The organism is Mesoterricola sp. JemC181, from assembly GCF_055384585.1.
Genome location: NZ_AP045076.1, coordinates 1,760,804 through 1,778,818 on the forward strand (window position 1 = coordinate 1,760,804; position 18,015 = coordinate 1,778,818).

The 18,015-nt window shown below is 70.4% G+C and carries 14 protein-coding genes; 10 read left to right on the forward strand and 4 right to left on the reverse strand.

Annotated elements, in window-relative coordinates:
* Positions 1-3 precede the first annotated feature (3 nt).
* Positions 4-561: a DUF4136 domain-containing protein gene (locus ACZ5MC_RS07700; RefSeq protein WP_464517429.1), complete on the forward strand. Its 558-nt coding sequence runs from the start codon at positions 4-6 to the stop codon at positions 559-561.
* Positions 562-627: 66 nt separating this feature from the next.
* Here the strand turns inward: ACZ5MC_RS07700 and ACZ5MC_RS07705 are convergent, their stop codons facing one another.
* Positions 628-3,000, reverse strand: a complete 2,373-nt coding sequence (locus tag ACZ5MC_RS07705; protein ID WP_464517430.1) for a PKD domain-containing protein — start codon at positions 2,998-3,000, stop codon at positions 628-630.
* A gap of 685 nt (positions 3,001-3,685) precedes the next feature.
* Here ACZ5MC_RS07705 and ACZ5MC_RS07710 point away from each other — a divergent pair.
* Genes ACZ5MC_RS07710 through ACZ5MC_RS07725 form a run of 4 tightly spaced genes read left to right on the forward strand, consistent with a single transcriptional unit; the run spans position 3,686 to position 8,523 of the window.
* Positions 3,686-4,978: an ABC transporter substrate-binding protein gene (locus tag ACZ5MC_RS07710; protein ID WP_464517431.1), complete on the forward strand. Its 1,293-nt coding sequence runs from the start codon at positions 3,686-3,688 to the stop codon at positions 4,976-4,978.
* A 37-nt stretch (positions 4,979-5,015) separates the two neighbouring features.
* Positions 5,016-5,870, forward strand: a complete 855-nt coding sequence (locus ACZ5MC_RS07715) for a branched-chain amino acid ABC transporter permease (RefSeq protein ID WP_373432590.1) — start codon at positions 5,016-5,018, stop codon at positions 5,868-5,870.
* A complete protein-coding gene (locus ACZ5MC_RS07720; RefSeq protein ID WP_306599736.1) occupies positions 5,870-7,798 on the forward strand; it encodes a branched-chain amino acid ABC transporter ATP-binding protein/permease in 1,929 nt (642 codons plus the stop codon). Before ACZ5MC_RS07715 ends, ACZ5MC_RS07720 begins: the two co-directional genes overlap by 1 nt.
* Positions 7,799-7,806: 8 nt before the next feature.
* Positions 7,807-8,523, forward strand: coding sequence for an ABC transporter ATP-binding protein (locus tag ACZ5MC_RS07725; protein ID WP_373432591.1), 717 nt, complete (start codon positions 7,807-7,809; stop codon positions 8,521-8,523).
* A 105-nt stretch (positions 8,524-8,628) separates the two neighbouring features.
* Here ACZ5MC_RS07725 and ACZ5MC_RS07730 read toward each other — a convergent pair whose 3' ends face one another.
* Positions 8,629-9,207: a hypothetical protein gene (locus ACZ5MC_RS07730; protein ID WP_464517432.1), complete on the reverse strand. Its 579-nt coding sequence runs from the start codon at positions 9,205-9,207 to the stop codon at positions 8,629-8,631.
* Between the two features lie 92 nt (positions 9,208-9,299).
* Between ACZ5MC_RS07730 and ACZ5MC_RS07735 the strand changes: the two genes are divergently transcribed.
* Together ACZ5MC_RS07735 and ACZ5MC_RS07740 are read left to right on the forward strand one after the other, a co-directional pair.
* The gene (locus ACZ5MC_RS07735; RefSeq protein WP_464517433.1) at positions 9,300-11,399 is read left to right on the forward strand and encodes a hybrid sensor histidine kinase/response regulator; all 2,100 of its coding nucleotides are present in this window, start codon (positions 9,300-9,302) and stop codon (positions 11,397-11,399) included.
* A gap of 46 nt (positions 11,400-11,445) precedes the next feature.
* Positions 11,446-13,551 carry an alpha-amylase family protein gene (locus ACZ5MC_RS07740; protein ID WP_306599740.1) on the forward strand — a complete coding sequence of 702 codons (2,106 nt, stop codon included), beginning with the start codon at positions 11,446-11,448 and terminating at the stop codon, positions 13,549-13,551.
* Here the strand turns inward: ACZ5MC_RS07740 and ACZ5MC_RS07745 are convergent.
* Complete coding sequence (locus ACZ5MC_RS07745; RefSeq protein ID WP_464517434.1) at positions 13,532-13,801, reverse strand: hypothetical protein; 270 nt, start codon at positions 13,799-13,801, stop codon at positions 13,532-13,534. The genes ACZ5MC_RS07740 and ACZ5MC_RS07745 overlap by 20 nt on opposite strands.
* 159 nt (positions 13,802-13,960) lie before the next feature.
* On the opposite strand from ACZ5MC_RS07745, the gene ACZ5MC_RS07750 reads away from it, so the two are divergent.
* Together ACZ5MC_RS07750 and ACZ5MC_RS07755 are read left to right on the forward strand one after the other, a co-directional pair.
* The gene (locus ACZ5MC_RS07750; RefSeq protein ID WP_464517435.1) at positions 13,961-14,386 is read left to right on the forward strand and encodes a hotdog fold thioesterase; all 426 of its coding nucleotides are present in this window, start codon (positions 13,961-13,963) and stop codon (positions 14,384-14,386) included.
* Between the two features lie 147 nt (positions 14,387-14,533).
* Entirely contained in the window at positions 14,534-16,516 is a 1,983-nt protein-coding gene (locus ACZ5MC_RS07755; RefSeq protein WP_464517436.1) for a SagB/ThcOx family dehydrogenase, read from the forward strand.
* A gap of 175 nt (positions 16,517-16,691) precedes the next feature.
* On the opposite strand, the gene ACZ5MC_RS07760 is transcribed toward ACZ5MC_RS07755, so the two are convergent.
* Complete coding sequence (locus ACZ5MC_RS07760) at positions 16,692-17,468, reverse strand: SDR family oxidoreductase (protein WP_306599744.1); 777 nt, start codon at positions 17,466-17,468, stop codon at positions 16,692-16,694.
* Positions 17,469-17,561: 93 nt separating this feature from the next.
* Here ACZ5MC_RS07760 and ACZ5MC_RS07765 point away from each other — a divergent pair, with 93 nt between their 5' ends.
* Entirely contained in the window at positions 17,562-17,966 is a 405-nt protein-coding gene (locus ACZ5MC_RS07765) for a (deoxy)nucleoside triphosphate pyrophosphohydrolase (protein ID WP_306599745.1), read from the forward strand.
* Positions 17,967-18,015 lie beyond the last annotated feature (49 nt).

Here is an 18,015-nt window from a genome sequence, read left to right on the forward strand (position 1 = left end):
GACATGCCGCCCTCCATCCGTCCTGCCGCGTACCTGCTCCTCGTCCTGGGCCTGGCCTGCGGCAGCAAGGGGCCCCGCTTCACGTACGACACGGGCCCGGGGCTGGCGACCGTGCGTTCCTTCGCCCTGGACCCGCGCCAGCTGATCTTCCGCGTCGACGGGCGCCGGGAGGTGGATGCCGGCACCTTCCGCACCGCGGCCATCCAGGAGCTCAAGGCCAAGGGCTTCACCCAGGCCGGCGCCGGCGTCGCGGACGCATGGGTGAACGTCATCGTCCTCGCGGACGGCGCGGACCGGGACGAAGGGCCCGCCAGGAAGCTGGATGCGGGCGGCGAGGGCAGGGGCAAGGGCCGGGGCGCCCGGGGCGCGCCCCCCGAACTCACCGCGGCGCGCCACTCCATGCCCTCCGGGGACCTCACGGTGATGGTCAAGGTGATGTCCCGGGACGGCCAGAGGACCCTCTGGTACGGCCGTGCCGACCTGCCCGCCCGGAAGCCCGGCCAGGGCCCCCAGGAGGACCACGTCCGCACCCTCATGGAGCCGCTGCCGGCGCGGCGCTGAGAGGCGCCGGGAGCGGGATGCCCCCGGCGCCTCTCAGCGCCCGGCCTTCGGGAGGGGAGTCTCCTCTCAGTTGTTGAGGGCGCCTGCGGTAATCCAGGCCGAGATGAGCGACTGGTTCGCGGCGGAAACGCTGCGGTGGCCGTTGGCCAGCTGGATCACCAGGGCGCTGTTGGCGGGGTCTCCCGGAACGACCCGCAGTCCCGGCAGGGTCGTGGCAGGCACGTTGACCAGGTTGGAAAACGCGTTTCCCGCCGTGAGGTTCAGGCCTGCGGACCCGCCGGCGTCATGGCAGCTCACGCAGGAAGCCGTGAAGATCGTGGTCTGGATCTGCGTGAGGGTGGGCGCCGCCGCCGCGGTCACGGTGATGGTGCGGGTGGACGGAGTGGGATCTGCGAGCCCGTGGGAATCCGTGGCGGTGAAGGTCACGGTGAACGTGCCCGCCGTGGCGTAGACGTGGGCTCCGGGGGACAGCGACGTGGACGTGGCGCCATCACCGAACGCCCAGAGCACCGTGACGGCATCGTTGTCAGGGTCCGTGGTGGTTCCCGCGAAGGTGACGGACTGGCCCACGGCGATCGTGACATTGGCGGCGGGGGCCGTGATCGTCCCGTTCGGGGCCTGGTTGACGGGGACCGCGGATACGGTGATGGCGCGGGTGGGCGGGTTGGGATCGGCCAGCCCGTGGGAGTCCGTCGCCACCAGGGTGGCCATATAGGTTCCGGCGGCCGCGTAGACGTTGGCCCCGGGTGCCAGGAGCGTGGAGGTCCCACCGTCGCCGAAGGTCCAGAGGACCGTGACCGGATCGCCGTTGGGGTCCGTGGCGGTGCCGGCGAAGTTGACCGACTGGCCCGCGGTGATCGTGACGCCGGTTGCGGGTGAGGTGATCGCGCCCGCGGGCGGCAGGTTGGGGCCCGCCCCCTGGACCGTGATCGCACGGGTGGGAGGATTCGGGTCGGCCAGCCCGAAGGCGTCCGTTGCGGTGAACGTGACCGTGAAGGAGCCGGCCTGGGGATAGACATGGTCCGGAGGCGTCGCCAGGGTGGAGGTGGACCCGTCACCGAAATCCCACAGGACCGTGACGGCATCGCCGTCAGGGTCCGTGGCCGTGCCGGAGAAAGCCACGGATTGGCCTGCCTGGATGGTCACGCTTCCCGTTGGAGCCGTAATCGTTCCCGCGGGGGGACGGTTCGCGGGCGGCGCAGAAAGGGGCAGGATCTGCCCGCGGACTTCACCCCCCGGATTGGCGGCGGTCAGCACGTTCAGATAGAGGCCGTCGTTGGCAAGGGCCGCGGAAAACCCCGCCCAGTCGTTGGCGAAGGGACCCTGGAGGCTGCCCAGGCGGATCCTTCCAGCGGCCGAGAACGAAGTCCGGCCGATCACATCCCTATCCCCTTCCTCCCCATGCCGGGTCCGGCCCTTGGACAGCACCGCGACCAGGGGGCCCGTCTTCCCCATCGCGCCCTGGCGGATCTCGAGGCGGCGGACATTCGATATGCCCGTGATGTCCACCCGATAGCGCAAGGCCGGTCCGGTCGAGACCCGGTCGTCGTCGGTCCGCGTCCCGTTGACCAGGGTGAAGAACGCCTGGCCCGACGCTTTGGTGGTGACTGGCGGCACCTCCTCGCCGCCGCTGAGGGCCGCCTTGAACTGGGCCGCTTCAGGAGGCAGGGGCAGGGGAGTCGCCTCCTCCACCTCGCCCCGCCGGGCGCTGGTCCAGAAGACCCTGCCGTCGGCTGCCACGGCGACACCCGCGGGTTCGGGATCCCCCTGATGGATGACGGTCTTGCCCAGGGTGGCCAGGTCGACCGCGCTGACCCTGTTGTCGCCTCCGGAGGCGCCGTCCTTGCCCGGAGTCGGGACTTCCGTGAAGTACAGGACATCCTCGAACGGCCCGAGGGCCAGGCCCCGGGGCGCCTTGAGGCCCGAGATGAGGACGTTGCCCTGGCCGTCGGGGGAGCGATGGTAGATGACTCCGGCGCTGGCGCTGGTCCAGTAGAGGTCTCCGGAAGAGGCGGCGACGAGGGTCGTCTTCTCCGGTCCCGAGGTGTCGGAAACGGCTTTGGGAGCGTCTCCCATCACCAGGACGGCCGCGGTGCCGGAGCTGCCCTGCGCCGCCGCTCTTCCGGCCACATAGACGCGATCCAGGGCATCCACGGCAAGCGCGGTGGCCGGAAGCGCGCCGCCGGCATGAAGGATGGCCGGTGGCTCACCCGAAAGGCTTTGGGTCATGAGCGCACCGGTGACGGGGTCGACCCAGTACAGCCTTCCGTCGCTGTTCGCGGCGAAGCCGGACTGGACGCCTGGGCCGGGGGCAAGCAGCGTCATGCTGCCCGTTTCCAGGTCGATGCGAGCCATCGAGGCGTCGAGGGGTGCCTGGGGCTGCTGGGAGACCAGCAGGGTGTTGCCCGCACCGAAGGCGATACCGGAGGGATTCGCCAAGCCGGTGGCCACGGTGCTGTAACGGAAGGCCGGCTGGGCCGCGCCGGGCGGTGATTGGTGGTTACTGGGGCTGGATTTCCCGCACCGGGTGAGGGGCAATGCCAGCGTCAATCCCAGAAGCAAGGTCAGTACTGCATTTCGGTCTTTCATCGTGCATCTCCTCTCGGCAAGCGCCGAGCACGGCGTCCCAGGGCGTGGGGACGGCAATGGGGAGAGAACAAGAAGTGCCCGGGTGTCCAAGGAGCAGCCGGGGGCGGCCCTCGAGGTTCGTCGAGGGCGCATTCCGCCCAGGCAGACAAAAGCCGCGCAGCGACTGGCGGCTTTGTTCTCCATGGGGCACCGGCACCGGTTTTCGCGCGTACTTCCTGGCTTGGCTGCCGGAAGGTTCTTCAACATGGTGTGGAGGGCCTCCCCCGTCAAGGCGAAGTTGAGGCCCTGAACGCAGGAAACCTTCACGCGTATTGGATTTAACTCTTCATTTTCCATCATTGGGGATGGGAAGGGTTTGCCTCCGGGTCCACGCTAACCAATTCGTTTTCGATTCAATGTTTGAGCAATCAGGGGGCCCAACCCCCAGGGGCCCGTCCGGGTTCGTGCCCATGATTGACTACATGCAGGTAGGCAAAAAGTTTTCACCATAAGGCATTGAATGCTTGGCGAAAGTGGCTAGTCTTATGGCGCTCTCATGGCTTTTCCCAACCCAAAGGAGTGCACTGTGGCCCATCGATCCCTATCGTCCCTTGCTCTCTTGTTGGCGGTCCTGCCCCTCGCGGGCGCGGACACCGTGAAGATCGCCCTCACCGGGCCCTTCTCCGGAGGCTCGGCCCCCATGGGCACCTCCATGCGGGACGGGGCCAAGCTGGCCATCGCCGAGATCAACGCCGCCGGCGGGATCCAGGTGGGCGGGGCGAAGCTGAAGATCGAGGCGCTCGAGCGCGACGACGAGGCCAAGAACGAGCGGGGAGCCCTCATCGCCCAGGAACTCGCCAGCATGCCCGGCCTCGCCGGGGTCCTGGGCTCGGTGAACACCGGCGTCGTCATGGCGGGGGACAAGCACTACCAGGAGAAGGGCATCACCAAGATCATCACGCCGGCCGCGGGTTCGCTGTCCATGACCCAGTGGTCCCAGGCGGGGGTGAAGGACCTCTCGATCTTCCGGTTCGCGGCCCACGACGGCATCCAGTCCTCCATGGTGGTGGCCGAGGCGCAGCGCCGCGGCTTCGAGAAGGTGGCCCTGCTCTACGATTCCACCAACTACGGCGTGTCGGGCCGGGACGACCTGGTGCGCGAGATCGCCGCCCAGGGCGGCAAGCTCAAGATCATCGCCTCCGAGAAGTTCAACATCGGCGACAAGGACATGACCGCCCAGCTCCTGAAGGCCAAGAGCGGCGGCGCCCAGGCCGTGCTCATCTGGGGCATCGGCCCCGAACTGGCCGCGGTGGCCAACGGCATGGCCAAGCTGGGGCTGAAGGTGCCGCTGATCGGGGGCTGGACGCTCTCCATGTCCAATTTCATCGACAATGCCGGCAAGAACGGCAACGGCACCCTCATGCCCCAGACCTTCATCGAGGAGCCCATCAACCCCCGCGTGAAGGGCTTCATCGAGAGCTTCCACAAGGCCTACAACGTCACCCGCATGGCCTCGCCGGTGTCGGCGGCCCAGGGCTACGACGCGGTGCTGATCTTCGCGGCGGCCGTCAAGCAGGCCCAGAGCACCGACACCCACCGGATCAAGGAGGCCCTGGAGGACCTGAAGGAGCCGGTGAAGGGCGTCATCGCCACCTGGGTGCGGCCCTACGCCAAGTGGGATCCCGCCCGGGAGGAGACCCACGAGGCCTTCCGGAAGGAGCAGACCGTCATGGGCATGGTGATGGACGGCAAGGTGGTCTTCGGCAACCCCGCCGACAGGGAGCGCCTGGCCCGGGCCGACAAGCCCGTGCCGCCCTCGGCGCCCTTCAAGGGCAAGAAGAAGCCCTGACCCGGGCCGGCCCGTGGACGCCCGCATCATCGGACAGATGGCCGTGAGCGGGGCCCTCATGGGCCTCGTGTACGCGCTCATCGCCTACGGGTTCCAGCTCACGTACGCCACCAGCAGGAGCCTCAACTTCGGCCAGGGGGAACTGGTGATGGTGTCGGCCTTCGTGGCCCTCACGTTCACCAACCTCGGCCTGCCCTACGGACTCATGGTCCCCTGCGCCCTGGCGTTCGGGGCGCTGGCCGGGCTCGCGGTGGAGCGGGCCGCCGTGCGCCTGGCCCTGCAGCAGAAGTCCGAGGGCTGGATCATGCTCACCATCATCCTGGGCCTGTTCATGCTCTCGGCCTCGGAGAACATCTGGGGCCGGGACGACCGCCCCTTTCCCACGCCGATCCCCTCCGAGGCCGTGCGCATCCTGGGCATCGAGGTCACGCCCCTGGAACTGTCCGTGGCCGCGGGGGCGCTGGCGGTCATGGGGCTGATCGAGGTCTTCAAGCGCACCACCCTGCAGGGCAAGGCCTTCGAGGCGGTCAGCGCGGACCCCGAGGCCGCCGAGCTCATGGGCATCTCCTCGCGGCGCATCGTCATGCTCAGCTACGGGCTGTCGGGGGCCGTCGCGGCGCTGGCGGGCATCCTGGTCTCGCCCATCACCACCGTGGGGCCCACCATGGGGGCCGTGCTGGTGCTCAAGGCCTTCTCCGTGGCCGTGGTGGCGGGCCTGGACTCGGGCTTCGGGGTGGTCCTGGTGGGCATGGCCCTGGGCGCGATCGAGAGCCTGGCCAGCTTCTACCTGGGCAGCGGCTGGCGCGAGGCGCCGGGTCTCGTCCTCCTCATCCTCACCCTGGCCGCGCGCCCCTACGGGCTTTTCGGCAGGGCCGCCATCCGGAAGGTGTGATGCGGCGCTTCCTCCTCCTCCGCGGCGCCGAGGTGCTGATCATGGCCGTGCTGGCGGCGGTGCCGCTGGCCGTGACCAACCCGTACGCCCTGGGACTCCTGACCCTGCTGGCCATCTACGGCGTCCTCCTCATCGGCCTGGACGTGTCGGTGGGCTACCTGGGCCAGATCAACCTGGGGCAGGTGGCCTTCCTGGGCCTGGGCGCCTACGCCGCGGGCATCGCGGTCACCCGGTTCGGCGCGGGCCTGGTCCCGGCCCTCCTGGCGGCCTCGCTCGTGGGCCTCGTGCTGGGCGGGATCCTGGCCCTGCCCGCCCTGCGCCTGGATGGGCCGCAGTTCGCCCTGGCGACCCTGAGCTTCTCGGCCCTCACCGTCACCGCCCTCAACGAACTGGAGGGGCTCACGGGCGGAGCCCAGGGCCTCAGCCTGGTCCGGCCGCGCCTCCTGGGGCTGCCCCTGGAGTCCCGGGGCTTCTACTGGCTCTGCCTGGCGGCCCTGGCCCTCGTGTGGATCACCATGCGCAACCTCCTGGGCTCCCACTGGGGACGCGCCTTCGAGGCCCTGAGGGACAGCCCCATCGCCACGGACGCCATGGGGGTGGGCACCTACCGCCACAAGGTGGCCGCCTTCGCCCTGGGCTCGGGGCTGGGGGGCCTGGCCGGGGGGCTCTACGCCTTCAACTTCCAGTACCTCCAGCCCCAGATCTTCACGTACGACCTCATGGTCATCCTGCTCCTGGGCGTGGTGCTGGGCGGCCGCAAGAGCCTGTGGGGCGCCTTCGTCGGGGCCTGCGTGGTGGTGCTCCTGCCCAACCTCCTTTCGGACCGCCGGCTCTTCCTGGCCCTGGCCTTCCTGGGTCTCCTGGCGGCGCTGGCCGCGGGGGTCCGGAACCTGGTCCGGCGGCGCACCGGCGCCTTCCAGGCCCTCGCGCCCGTGGCCGCCACGGGGCTCCTGGCCGTGGGCGGACTCCTGGTGAAGAACACCGAGGACTGGCGCAAGGCCATCTTCGCGCTCCTGCTGTTCGCGGTCGTGGTGGGCCTGCCCGAGGGTCTCATGGGCTTCGCCTCCCGCTTCCTGACGGGGATCTTCCGGGTTCCCCCCGCGTCCCTGCCGCCCCGGGCCGGGCTGGACGAGGTGCTGCCCCAGCAGCAGGACCGGCCGGGGCCGGTGCTGGAGGTGAAGGACCTCAGGCGCTACTTCGGGGGCGTCAAGGCGGTGGACGGCATCACCTTCGCGGTGGAGACCGGCACCATCCACGGCCTCATCGGCCCCAACGGCTCGGGCAAGAGCACCCTGGTGAACGTCGTGTCCGGCCTCTACCCGCCCACCGGCGGCGAGATCCGCCTGCGGGGCTCCCTCATCACGCGCCTGGGCATGGTGCCCATGGCCCGGGCGGGGGTGGCCCGCACCTTCCAGAACCTCCAGCTCTTCGGGGAGCTCAGCGCCCTCGACAACGTGCTCGTGGCGCTTCACGGCGCCTTCCGCATGCCCCTGCCGCTCCTGATCGCGGGCCTGGGGCGGGCCGAGGAGCGCCGGGCCCAGGCCGACGCCCTCGCCCTCCTGGCCCTGGTGGGCCTGGAGAGCGAGGCCCGGGTGCGCGCCCGGGACCTCACCTACGGCGCCCAGCGCTTCCTGGAGGTGGCCCGGGCCCTGGCCCGCAGGCCCGCGCTGCTCATCCTGGACGAGCCCGCCGCGGGCCTGGCCCACCCCGACGTGCTGCGCCTGATGGAGGTCATCCGGAAGATCCACGAGCGGGGCATCGCCGTCCTGCTCATCGAGCACCACATGGACGTGGTGAGCGAGCTCTGCCACTACGTGACCGTGATGGACGGGGGCCGCATGCTGGCCGAAGGCAGCGCCTCCGAGGTCAAGCGCGATCCCAGGGTGCTGGAAGCCTACCTGGGCGTGCCCCGGGAGGCCGCGTCATGACCGCGCCCATGCTGAGGATCGAGAACCTGCACGGCGGCTACGGCAGCGTGGACGTGCTCCAGGGCGTGTCGCTGGAAGTGGCCCAGGGCTCCGTGGTCGCCCTCATCGGCGCCAACGGCGCCGGCAAGACCACGGCCATGCGCCTGATCTCGGGCCTCCTGCGTCCGACCCGGGGCACCATCGTCCTGGACGGGAAGCAGGTGGAGGGCCTGGACGCCTCGCGCATCGCCCGCCTGGGCCTGGCCCACTCCCCCGAGGGCCGCAAGGTCTTCGGCCCGCTCTCCACCGAGGACAACCTCCTCCTGGGCGCCTACACGCGCCTGCCGCGCTTCCTGGGCTTCCGGCGCCAGGCCGCGCGGGACCTTGAGGAGGCCTACGAGCGCTTCCCCCGCCTCAAGGAGCGCCGCCGCCAGCAGGCCGGCACCCTCTCCGGGGGCGAGCAGCAGATGCTGGCCATCGCCCGGGCCCTCATGGCCCGCCCCAAGGTCCTGCTCCTGGACGAGCCCAGCATGGGCCTGGCCCCGGTCATCATCCGGGAGGTCTACGAAGCCATCCGCCGCCTCAAGGCCGAGGGCACGACGCTGCTCCTGGTGGAGCAGTTCGCCGTGACCGCCATGGAGGTGGCCGACTACGCCTACGTCATGGAGCGCGGCCGGATCACCGTGGAGGGGACGCGGGAGGACCTGGGGCGGAACGAGCGGGTGGTGGAGGCGTACCTGGGCTAGCGTCGACCCGCGGGGCGGTCCGATTCGCATGAAGGCCTTGAACTGCTATATTTAATTCATCAAAATTCTGAATGATAAATCCAATCGGGTTGAATGACGACGCTATCAGTCGGTCATCAACCGGGACAGAACCAACCAGGCCAGCCAAAGCACGGGCAGCCCCAGGACCCCGAAGGCCGGAAGGGACGCCCAGCTGCCCTCAAGATACGCGTTCAGCCCTCCGCCCAGGGCCAGGCAGACCAGCACCCGCAGGGACGCGGCCAGCCAGGGCCTGGGAGCCAGGGCCAGGACCAGGCCCCCCGCCAGGGTGGCAGGCAGGACCGCCACGGCGTGGAGGCGGAACCAGGGGCCGCCCAGGAGGGGGCCCAGGGCGCCGATCCCGTCGCCGTGGGCCAGGGCCGCGTAGCCCGCGAGGCCGCCGGCCAGGGCGCCCGCGAGCAGCTCCCGCCAGTACCGCACCAGGAACCGCCGCCGGAAGACCGGGTCGCAGAGGGCGGAGAACCAGGGCAGGGCCTGGGGCTGGCCGCAGCAGGAACCCTTGGGGTCGGAACAGCAGGACATGGCGGGCTCCTCGGTTCCAGTGTCGCCGGGGAACGGGGGGCCCGGCCAGTCCGTCCGGGGAGTTGTGACGTCCATCCGCCCGGGTTCGCCGGTGTGGTTGATGAGCTTGCAATGGGGATCCACGCCCTTGCGGGCCCGCCCCAGGTTCCGGTGGACAGCCGGGCCAATGGCCTCACAATTGCCGAATCAGCTCCCAAGGCCAGGAATCCGCCCACATGCTCCTTCGCGCCCTCAGCGCCCTCTTCCACCGCACCCTGCGGGCCCCCGCCTCCGGTGAGGGCGATGTGGCCTTCTGGCGCCTGAGGATCCTGGAGCTGATGCTGGGGGCCGGAGCCGCGCTGGGCCCCCTGGTCCTGGTGCCCAGCTTCCTCCTGGCCCTGAAGGTGCGCTTCTGGAGCGTCGCGGCCGCGGACGTGGCGGCCTACGCCTGGATCCTGGCCGCGGCCCTGTCGCCGAAGTGGAGCTACCGGTCCCGGGCCTGGGGCATCCTGGCCCTGATCTACCTCCTTTCGCTGGTGCTCCTCACGCGCCTGGGCTCGGCGGGCGCGGGCATGCTCTGGATCGGGGCCCTGCCGGTGCTGGCCGCCATCCTCCTGAACCCGCGGGCCGCGGCCGTCTGCTGGGGGCTGGCCCTGGCCACCCTGGCCGGGTGCGCCCTGGCGGTTCGCGCGGGGGCCATGGTCACCGGACCCATGGGGGGAGGTCCCGCCGACGCCTTCGCCACCTGGGTGGTGGTCTCGGTGAACGCCCTGTTCCTCAGCGCCTTCATCGCGCTGCCCACCGCGCTCCTCCTCCGGGGCCTGGAGCACACCCACCGGGCCCTGTCCCGGGAGGAGGAGCGCTTCACCAAGGCCTTCCAGCTCTCCCACGAACCCATCGCCATCAGCCGGCGCTCCGACAACCGGTTCCTGGACGTGAACGAATCCTGGTGCCGGGTCTACGGCTGGACCCGGGAGGAGGTGCTGGGCAGGACCTCGACGGATCTGGGCATCTGGAACGCGGGGGAGGACCGCCAGCGGCTCCGGGCGGAGCTGGAGGCCACGGGCGGGATCGCGCCCCGCGCCATGGAGCTCCGCCGCAAGGACGGCGCTGTGCTGCCGGTGCTCCTGTCGGCCAAGGTGCTGGACCTGGAGGGCGAGGCCTGCCTCCTGACCCTGAGCCAGGACCTCACCGCGACCCGGGCCGCCGAGGCCGAGCGGCGCCGGCTGGAGGCCGAGCTGCAGCACGCCCAGAAGCTCGAGAGCCTGGGAAGCCTGGCCGGGGGCGTGGCCCACGACATGAACAACATCCTGGCCGCCATCATCGGCCTGGGGTCGGCCCTCCAGGAGAAGTACGCCCACGACGCCCCCCTGGCCCGGGCCCTGGAGACCATCCTGGGCGCGGGGGAGCGGGGCCGCAGGCTGGTGCGGGGCCTGACGGACTTCGCCCGCAAGGGCCTGGACGACCCCCGGCCCGTGGACCTCAACGAGCTGGTGCGCCTCCAGATCGAGCTGCTGCGCGGCACCACGCTGGCGCGCATCGAGATCTCCACGCAGCTGGATCCGGACCTCCCGGCGGTGCTGGGCGAGCCCTCCTCGCTGGGCAACGCCCTGATGAACCTCTGCGTCAACGCCATGGACGCCATGCCCCAGGGCGGCGGGCTCGCGTTCTGCACCGGGGTGGACGCCCAGGGGCGGGTGGTGCTGGCGGTGGAGGACACCGGGGAAGGGATGCCCCCGGAGGTGGCGGCCCGGGCCATGGAGCCGTTCTTCACCACCAAGCCCGTGGGCAAGGGCACCGGACTGGGGCTGGCGGGGGTCTACGGCACGGTGAAGGCCCACGGCGGCACCCTGGAGATCGAGAGCCGCGTGGGGCAGGGCACGCGGGTCATCCTGGGCTTCCCGGCCCTGGCGCCGGTGGCGGGAAGCGGTTCCGGCCCGGCGGGGGCGCCCCAGGAGCGCGAGGGGCCGCCCCTGAGGATCCTCCTGGTGGACGACGACCCGATCATCCTGGAGACCCTTCCCACCGTCCTGGGCTTCCTGGGCCACACCGTCCTCACCGCCGCCCGGGGCCAGGAGGCCCTGGACCGGATCGGGGCGGGCCTCGACGTGGACCTGGTGGTCCTGGATCACAACATGCCCGGCCTCAGCGGCGCCGAGACCCTGGTCCGGCTCAAGGAGCTGCGCGGGACGCTGCCGGTGATCCTGTCCACCGGTTTCCTGGAATCCGGCGTGGAGGACCTGGTCCGGAGCCTTCCCGGTGTCTGGCTGCTCAACAAGCCCTACGCGCTGCCGGCCCTCCGGCAGAAGCTCCGGGCCGTGCAGGAGTTGCGCTAGTATGAAAATCCAGCCAACTTGATTTCCGTCCGCCGGGAGCCCCGGAATGAGCAAACTGCTAGAACTTCTTCGGATCCTGGACGATCGGGTCGCCGGCACGAAAGGGCAGGTGTTCAACTACACCGTTCCCGACCTGTGGAACTGCTTCGACTACCAGGGCGAGGAGCTGCGCAAGACGCCCTGGGGCGAGCTGGTGGTGAACCCCTACTCCTTCTACCGGGACGCCATCCGGCAGTTCGTGGAGCCCCGCATGGGGCGGGTGCGCACCTGGGGCAAGCCGCTCAGCCGCCACCAGGACGTGGAGGCCGGCCTGGAGGGCGGGGACTGGATCCGCAGGGCCACCGTCTACTCCATGATGGTGCGCACCTCCACCGCCTGGGACCACGACCGCTCAGGGGCGCTCGAGGACGTGGACCTCTACGGCCTCCGGGAGACCGGCACGTTCGTCAAGTCCATCGCGCTGCTCAGCCTGCTCCACAAGATGGGCGTGACCTGCGTGTACCTCCTGCCCATCTCGAAGTTCTCGCTGCGGGACAAGAAGGGTGAGCTGGGCTCGCCCTACGGCGTCTCCAGCTTCTTCACCCTCGACCCCAACCTGAAGGACCCCATGACGGGACCGGGCTTCAGCGTGGAGGACGAGTTCCGCGCCTTCGTGGAGGCCTGCCACATCCTGGGCATGAACGTGATGATCGACCTGATCCCCCGGACCAATTCCGTGGACTCGGAGCTGATCCTGGAGCACCCGGACTGGTTCTACTGGATCCGGCACCCGGACCTTGCCGGCTACAAGCCCCCCTACGTCCCCGGGCTGGGGGTGCAGATCCGGCCCAAGGCGGAGTTTCTGCCCGTGGTCTACCAGAGCGCCGAGGTGCGCCAGCACCTGGCGAAGTTCGTGGAGAACCCCGGCTCGGCCTACCCGGAACGCTGGGCCGAGCTCCAGGCCCACATCCGGGCCAACCCGGGCGCGGGCGTCATGGAGACCGTGCAGCAGCGCTTCGGCCTCACCGTCGCCCCGGCCTTCTCCGACCAGATCAACGACCCCCAGCCGGCCTGGAACGACGTCACCTTCTTCCGCATGTACCTGGACCACCCCGTGGCTTCCGTGCCCTTCCTGGACCAGGACTACGCGCCCTACATCCTGTTCGACGTCATCAAGGCCAACCTCTACCAGGGCAAGGTGCGCAACGAGCCCCTCTGGGAGCTCCTGGCGGGCATCATCCCCTTCTACCAGAAGCAGTTCGGCATCGACGGAGCCCGCATCGACATGGGCCACGCCCTGCCCCGGGAGCTGGTTGAGCGCATCATCCGCGGGGCCCGCCACGTGGATCCGCACTTCTGCTTCATCGCCGAGGAGATGGAGATCGAGCGCGCCGCCACCGCCAAGGAGCTGGGCTACAACATGATCCTGGGCGACGGCTTCCTCCAGGAACCCCGCGTCCTGGAGTTCAGGACCCACCACTACATGTACGAGGCCCGCAACCTCCCGTGCCCGGTCTACGCCTGCGGCGAGACCCACGACACGCCCAGGCTGGCCGCGCGGGAAGGGGGCCGGTCCCTGTCGCGCATGCTCACGATCCTGAACCTGTTCATGCCCAACGGCGTGCCCTTCATCAACTCGGGCCAGGAGGTCTTCGAGCTCCAGCCCATGAACACCGGCCTGGACTGCCGCCCCAACGAGGCCTACCAGCTGGATCCCAAGGACCCGTACTACGGCCGCCTCGCCCTCTTCGACCGGTACGCCCTCCACTACCTGAACCAGGGGCGGTGGGAGCTGCCCGACCAGCTGGCCTGGGTGTCGGCGTTCCGGCGGGAGCACCTCGCCACCTTCACCCGCCTCGAGAACTCGATCCCGCTGGGCTTCAACTCGCCCCGGGATCCCGGCATCGCCTTCGGGTTCGTGGACGACGCCCGGCGCGGGACCATGGTCCCGGAGGGGGGCGTGTTCGTGGTGGTGGCCAACACCGACGTCCACAACCCGCAGTACCTGACGGTCCACCTGGACGCCCTGCGCAGGGCCTCGGGCAACGCCGCCCGCCGGGGCTCGCAGCTCTTCTCCACCCACGGCCCCGCCCGGGACGTGAACGACTTCGACACCCACGGGAACCTCTCCATGAGCTTCCAGCCCGGCGAGGTCAAGCTCCTCCGGATGTGATCGCGTCCGCTTCCCGGAGCGCGTCGGCCAGGTGCCGCTCCAGGAGCCGCCCCTGGGCGGCGACGGCCTCCAGGCGGGACACGGAGGCGCCGCGGGACCGGACATCGGCCCTGTCCAGGCGGTGGAGGGTGGACTCCAGCTGGACCAGCAGGGCCGCGCCCTCGTTCCAGACCGGCATGTCGGCCTCCAGGCGACCCAGGATCGTCTCCAGGCGGTCAAGCAGCGTGCTGGTCTCTTCCCGACTCGGCATCCCGGCTCCTCGCTCGCATCCAACGATGCCAGTATAGGGCTCCTTGGATGGTTATTGGTTGAGTCATGATGGATGGACCCCGCCCCCCGATCCGGGAGGCCAGGTCACCGCTAATTGTTAATATCTGGGAATACCATCTTTAATGACAAAGGACCCCCCATGGCCATCTGGAAGCAGCCCATCTCCCTCGAAATCCTCACCGCCATGAGTCAAAAAACCACCGTCGAATGGCTGGGGATCGAGTTCCTGGAAATCGGCGAGGACTGCCTCAAGGGCCGGGTGCCGGTGGACGAGCGCACCCGCCAGCCCTTCGGCATCCTCCACGGAGGCGTCAGCGTGGTGCTGGCCGAGACCCTGGGCTCCTGCGCCGCGGGCTTCGCGGCGCCCGCGGGCCATGCCGCCGTGGGCATCGACATCAACGCCAACCACCTCAAGAGCGTCTCCCAGGGGTGGGTGACCGGCGTGGCCCGCCCCGTCCACCTGGGCCGCAGCACCCAGGTGTGGTCGATCGAGATGCGGGACGACGCGGGGGACCTCACCTGCGTGTCGAGGTTGACCATCGCCGTGCTGGCGCCCAAACCGTAGTGGTTTGAAAATCCGGATTACGGCTCCGGGAATTCCTCCCACGACTTCCAGACGAAGGTGACGCAGCAGGGCCTGAACCCCGGCCCGGGGCAAGGCCCGGCTATAATCCGGACATTCCCCCAAGTCCATCCCGTCCAGGAGGCCGTCTTGCCGCCCCTCAAGCTGATCCTTGTGCCCGCACCCCTGATCCTTTGGCTCTTCTGGCTGGTCCTGAGGACCGCCCTGGGCCGCCTGCCCACCCGCGTAAGCGTGACCGTCGGCCTCAGCATCGTCACCCTCGTCTACTTCCTCCTGGTGGTGGGGACGGGCATCTTCTGGGTGGCCCGGCAGGAGCTCCCGGTCTTCGACTGGCACTACCTGCCCGGCTACCTCCTCCTGCTCCTGACCCTTGCCCACGTGGTGCTGCACTGGCGCAACGTCGCCGCCTTCCTGCGCCGGCGGGCGCCGGAGGGCCTCGTGGCGCCGGGGCGGACCCGCTTCGTGGCCGGAGTTCGCTGGACGGGCTACACGGCCGCAGGCGGCGCCTGCGTGGCCCTGGTCTTCCTCCTGGGCATGCGCCAGGGCTCCCGGCACATCACCCTGCTCACCGCCGGAGGGGACGTCCGCGCCACGGACCTGGGGCAGGGGGGCCAGGTGCCCGTGCGCTGGGTTCAGGGCGACGGCGCGTCCCTCCCCCTGGCGCAGTGGTACCACGAGGGCAGCTCCTTCCCCGCCCGCAACGCCCTCCCCGGTCTCACCCTCGAGGCCCGCCCCCCGCTGTACAAGACCTACCCCGGGGAGGCGGTCCCCCTCCCCGGGGCCCTGCCCGTGGACGGCCCCGGGGTGCTCGCCGCCTACGACGCATGGCGCACCGGCCGCCCCCTGGCCGCCCAGGGCCCCCTGGACCTGGCGCAGCTGAGCATGATCCTCTTCCACGCCCAGGGCATCAGCGCGACCATCCAGCGCCCCAACTTCACCTACGACCTCCGCACCGCCCCCAGCGCCGGGGCGCTGTACCCCGTGAACGTCTACGTGGCCGCCAGTGGCGTCCAGGGCCTGGCCCGGGGCATCTACTACTACCACCCCAAGCGGGCCGCCCTGGTCCGGGTGAAGGACCGCTCCGAGTCCAACCGGATCGCCATGGCCTGCGGCGGCGCGGGGTATTTCGACAAGGCCCCCGCCGTCCTGATCCTCACCACCACGTTCGCCCGCACCGCCTTCAAGTACCAGGAGCGCGCCTACCGCTACGTGGCCATGGACACCGGCCACGCCGCCTACAACCTGGCCCTGGCCGCCGCCTCCCAGGGCTGGCTGTCCCCCATGATCGGCCGGTTCGATGACCGGGCGCTCCAACTGGTCCTGGGCCTGGAACCCGCCACCGAAGCCCCCCTCCTCGTCATGCCCCTTACCCGCGAGAAGGCGGGCAAGGACGACCCCGCGTTCCGCTCCGAGACCGCCGCGCCGGGCAAGGGCACCTTCGTGGACCTCATCCACGGCGGCACCTCCCTGCGGGTCGCCGGCGGCAAGCTCGCGCTGCCGCCCCGCGCCGAACCCCCGGAGCCCCCGGCCCCCGGCGACCTCGCCCTCCCCCCTCCCGCCGCCGGCCTCCCGTTCCTCCCGGCCGCCCGGGCCCGGCGCTCCGAGCGCAACTACCTTCCCGGCCCCGTGACCCTGGAGGAGATCTCCGCCCTGTGCGCCGCGTCCAGCGGCTCCCGGGGCACCACCGACCCCCTCCTGGCCGGCACGGCCCCGCTGGGCCTCTACCCGGTCGTTCGGAACGTGAAGGGCCTCCCGCCCGGCGTCTACCGCTACCTCCCCGGCGCCCACGCCCTCCGCCTGGTGAAGGCCGGGGACTTCTCCCGCACCTGCGAGGCCGCCTGCCTGCGGCAGGACTTCTGCGCCACCGCCAACGTGGTCTTCGTGAAGACCGTCGCCTGGAAGGACCTGTTCCTGCCGGACGGGGACCGGGGCTACCGGTATGCCAACATCCGGGCGGGCGTGGTGGGGGAGGGGCTCTACCTCCAGGGTACGGCACTGGGCCTGGGCGTCTGCGGCGTCGGGGCGTTCCAGGACCCCGACGTGGCGGCGCTGCTGGGGATCGATCTGCAGCGGGAAGTGCCGCTCTATGTGACCGCAGTTGGGCGGCGTTAGGGGCCGCCCATGGCTCTCGCGTCGATACGGAAGCTCGTCACTGTCCCCCACGGGGAAATGGTCCCCGGATCCTGCGTGGCCCCCATTCGTGGAATGATTCGGTTTCCAGGAATTTGCATTCCAATTGCAAATTCCTGGAACGTCAGGCCGGCCATCGTCGCCCGGTCCATCCTGGTCACAGGACGACCGGGTTCCGCGCCCCATCCATGGTGAGGGTGACCCCCGTGATGTAGCTCGCCCGGTCCGAAGCCAGGAAGACGAGCGTCTCGGCGATCTCCTTGGGCGTCGCCAGGCGGCCCATGGGGATCTTCTCCACGTTCCGCTGCCGGGCCTCCTCCACCGAGATGCCCAGCCGCTTCGCGTCGGCGTCGAGCCGGGTGGCGACCCGGCCGGTTTCCGTCATGCCGGGATTGATCCCCACGACCCGCACCCCCCTGGGCGCGTAGGCCGCTCCCAGGCCGGCGGTGGCCAGCATGAGCGCCGCGTTGGCGGCGCCTCCGGGAAGGTGGACCGGCGAGGCGACCCGCCCTCCGGAACCGATGACGTTGAGGATCACGCCGCGCCCCCGGGCGGCCATGCGCTTCACCATGGGGTCCACGACGTTGATGGTGGAGAAATACTTCCCGTCCATGGCGGCCCGCCAGGCCGCGGGCGTCAGGTCATCGGGCGGGGATTGCCGGGCGGCTCCCGCGCTGCTCACCAGCACGTCCACCGGCCCCAGCCGCGTCTCCACGGCTTCCACCAGCGCCGCCGCGGCCTCGGCGTCCGAGCAGTCCGCCACGAACCCCACGGCCCCCGGCAGCCCCGCCAGGGCCTGGTCCACGTTGGCCTGGGAGCGGGAGCAGATGGCGACCCGGCAGCCTTCCGCGGCGAAGGCGGAGGCGCAGGCCAGGCCGATGCCCTTGGAGCCGCCGGTGATGAGGATGATCCTGCCGTTCAGACCCAGGTCCATGGTTCACGACTCCTTGTGCCTGGGTGGATTCTATCCTGGACCGTCCGGGACCCGCCCATGGCCTCTGGTAGGCTCGAAGCTGGTGGTCAACCCGTGACGAAGAACGAAAAGATCCGCGTGGTGGCCGCCGTGGCCCGGAGGGCCGACCGGTTCCTGCTCTGCCAGCGCCCGGCGGACAAGCGCCACGGCGGCCTCTGGGAATTCCCCGGCGGCAAGCTGGAGCCCGGCGAATCCGCCCAGGACGCCGCCCGGCGGGAACTTGCCGAGGAGCTGGGCGTGGACGTGCTCGCCTGCGGGGAGCAGCTCTTCACCATCGACGATCCCGGCTCGCGCTTCGTCATCGAGTTCCACCCGGTGGTCTTCGACGGTGAGCCCGCCTGCCTGGAGCACGCGGCCCTGGCCTGGGTGTCCGTCCCCGAGCTGCTCCGCCTGGACCTGGCGCCCGGGGACCGGCGGTTCGCCGAGTTCCTCGCCGGTTCCACGGGCAGCGGCGCCTGACCCCGTCGAGGCCGCGGCCTTTTTGGATCGTCCTCCCCCGGCGGCAGCG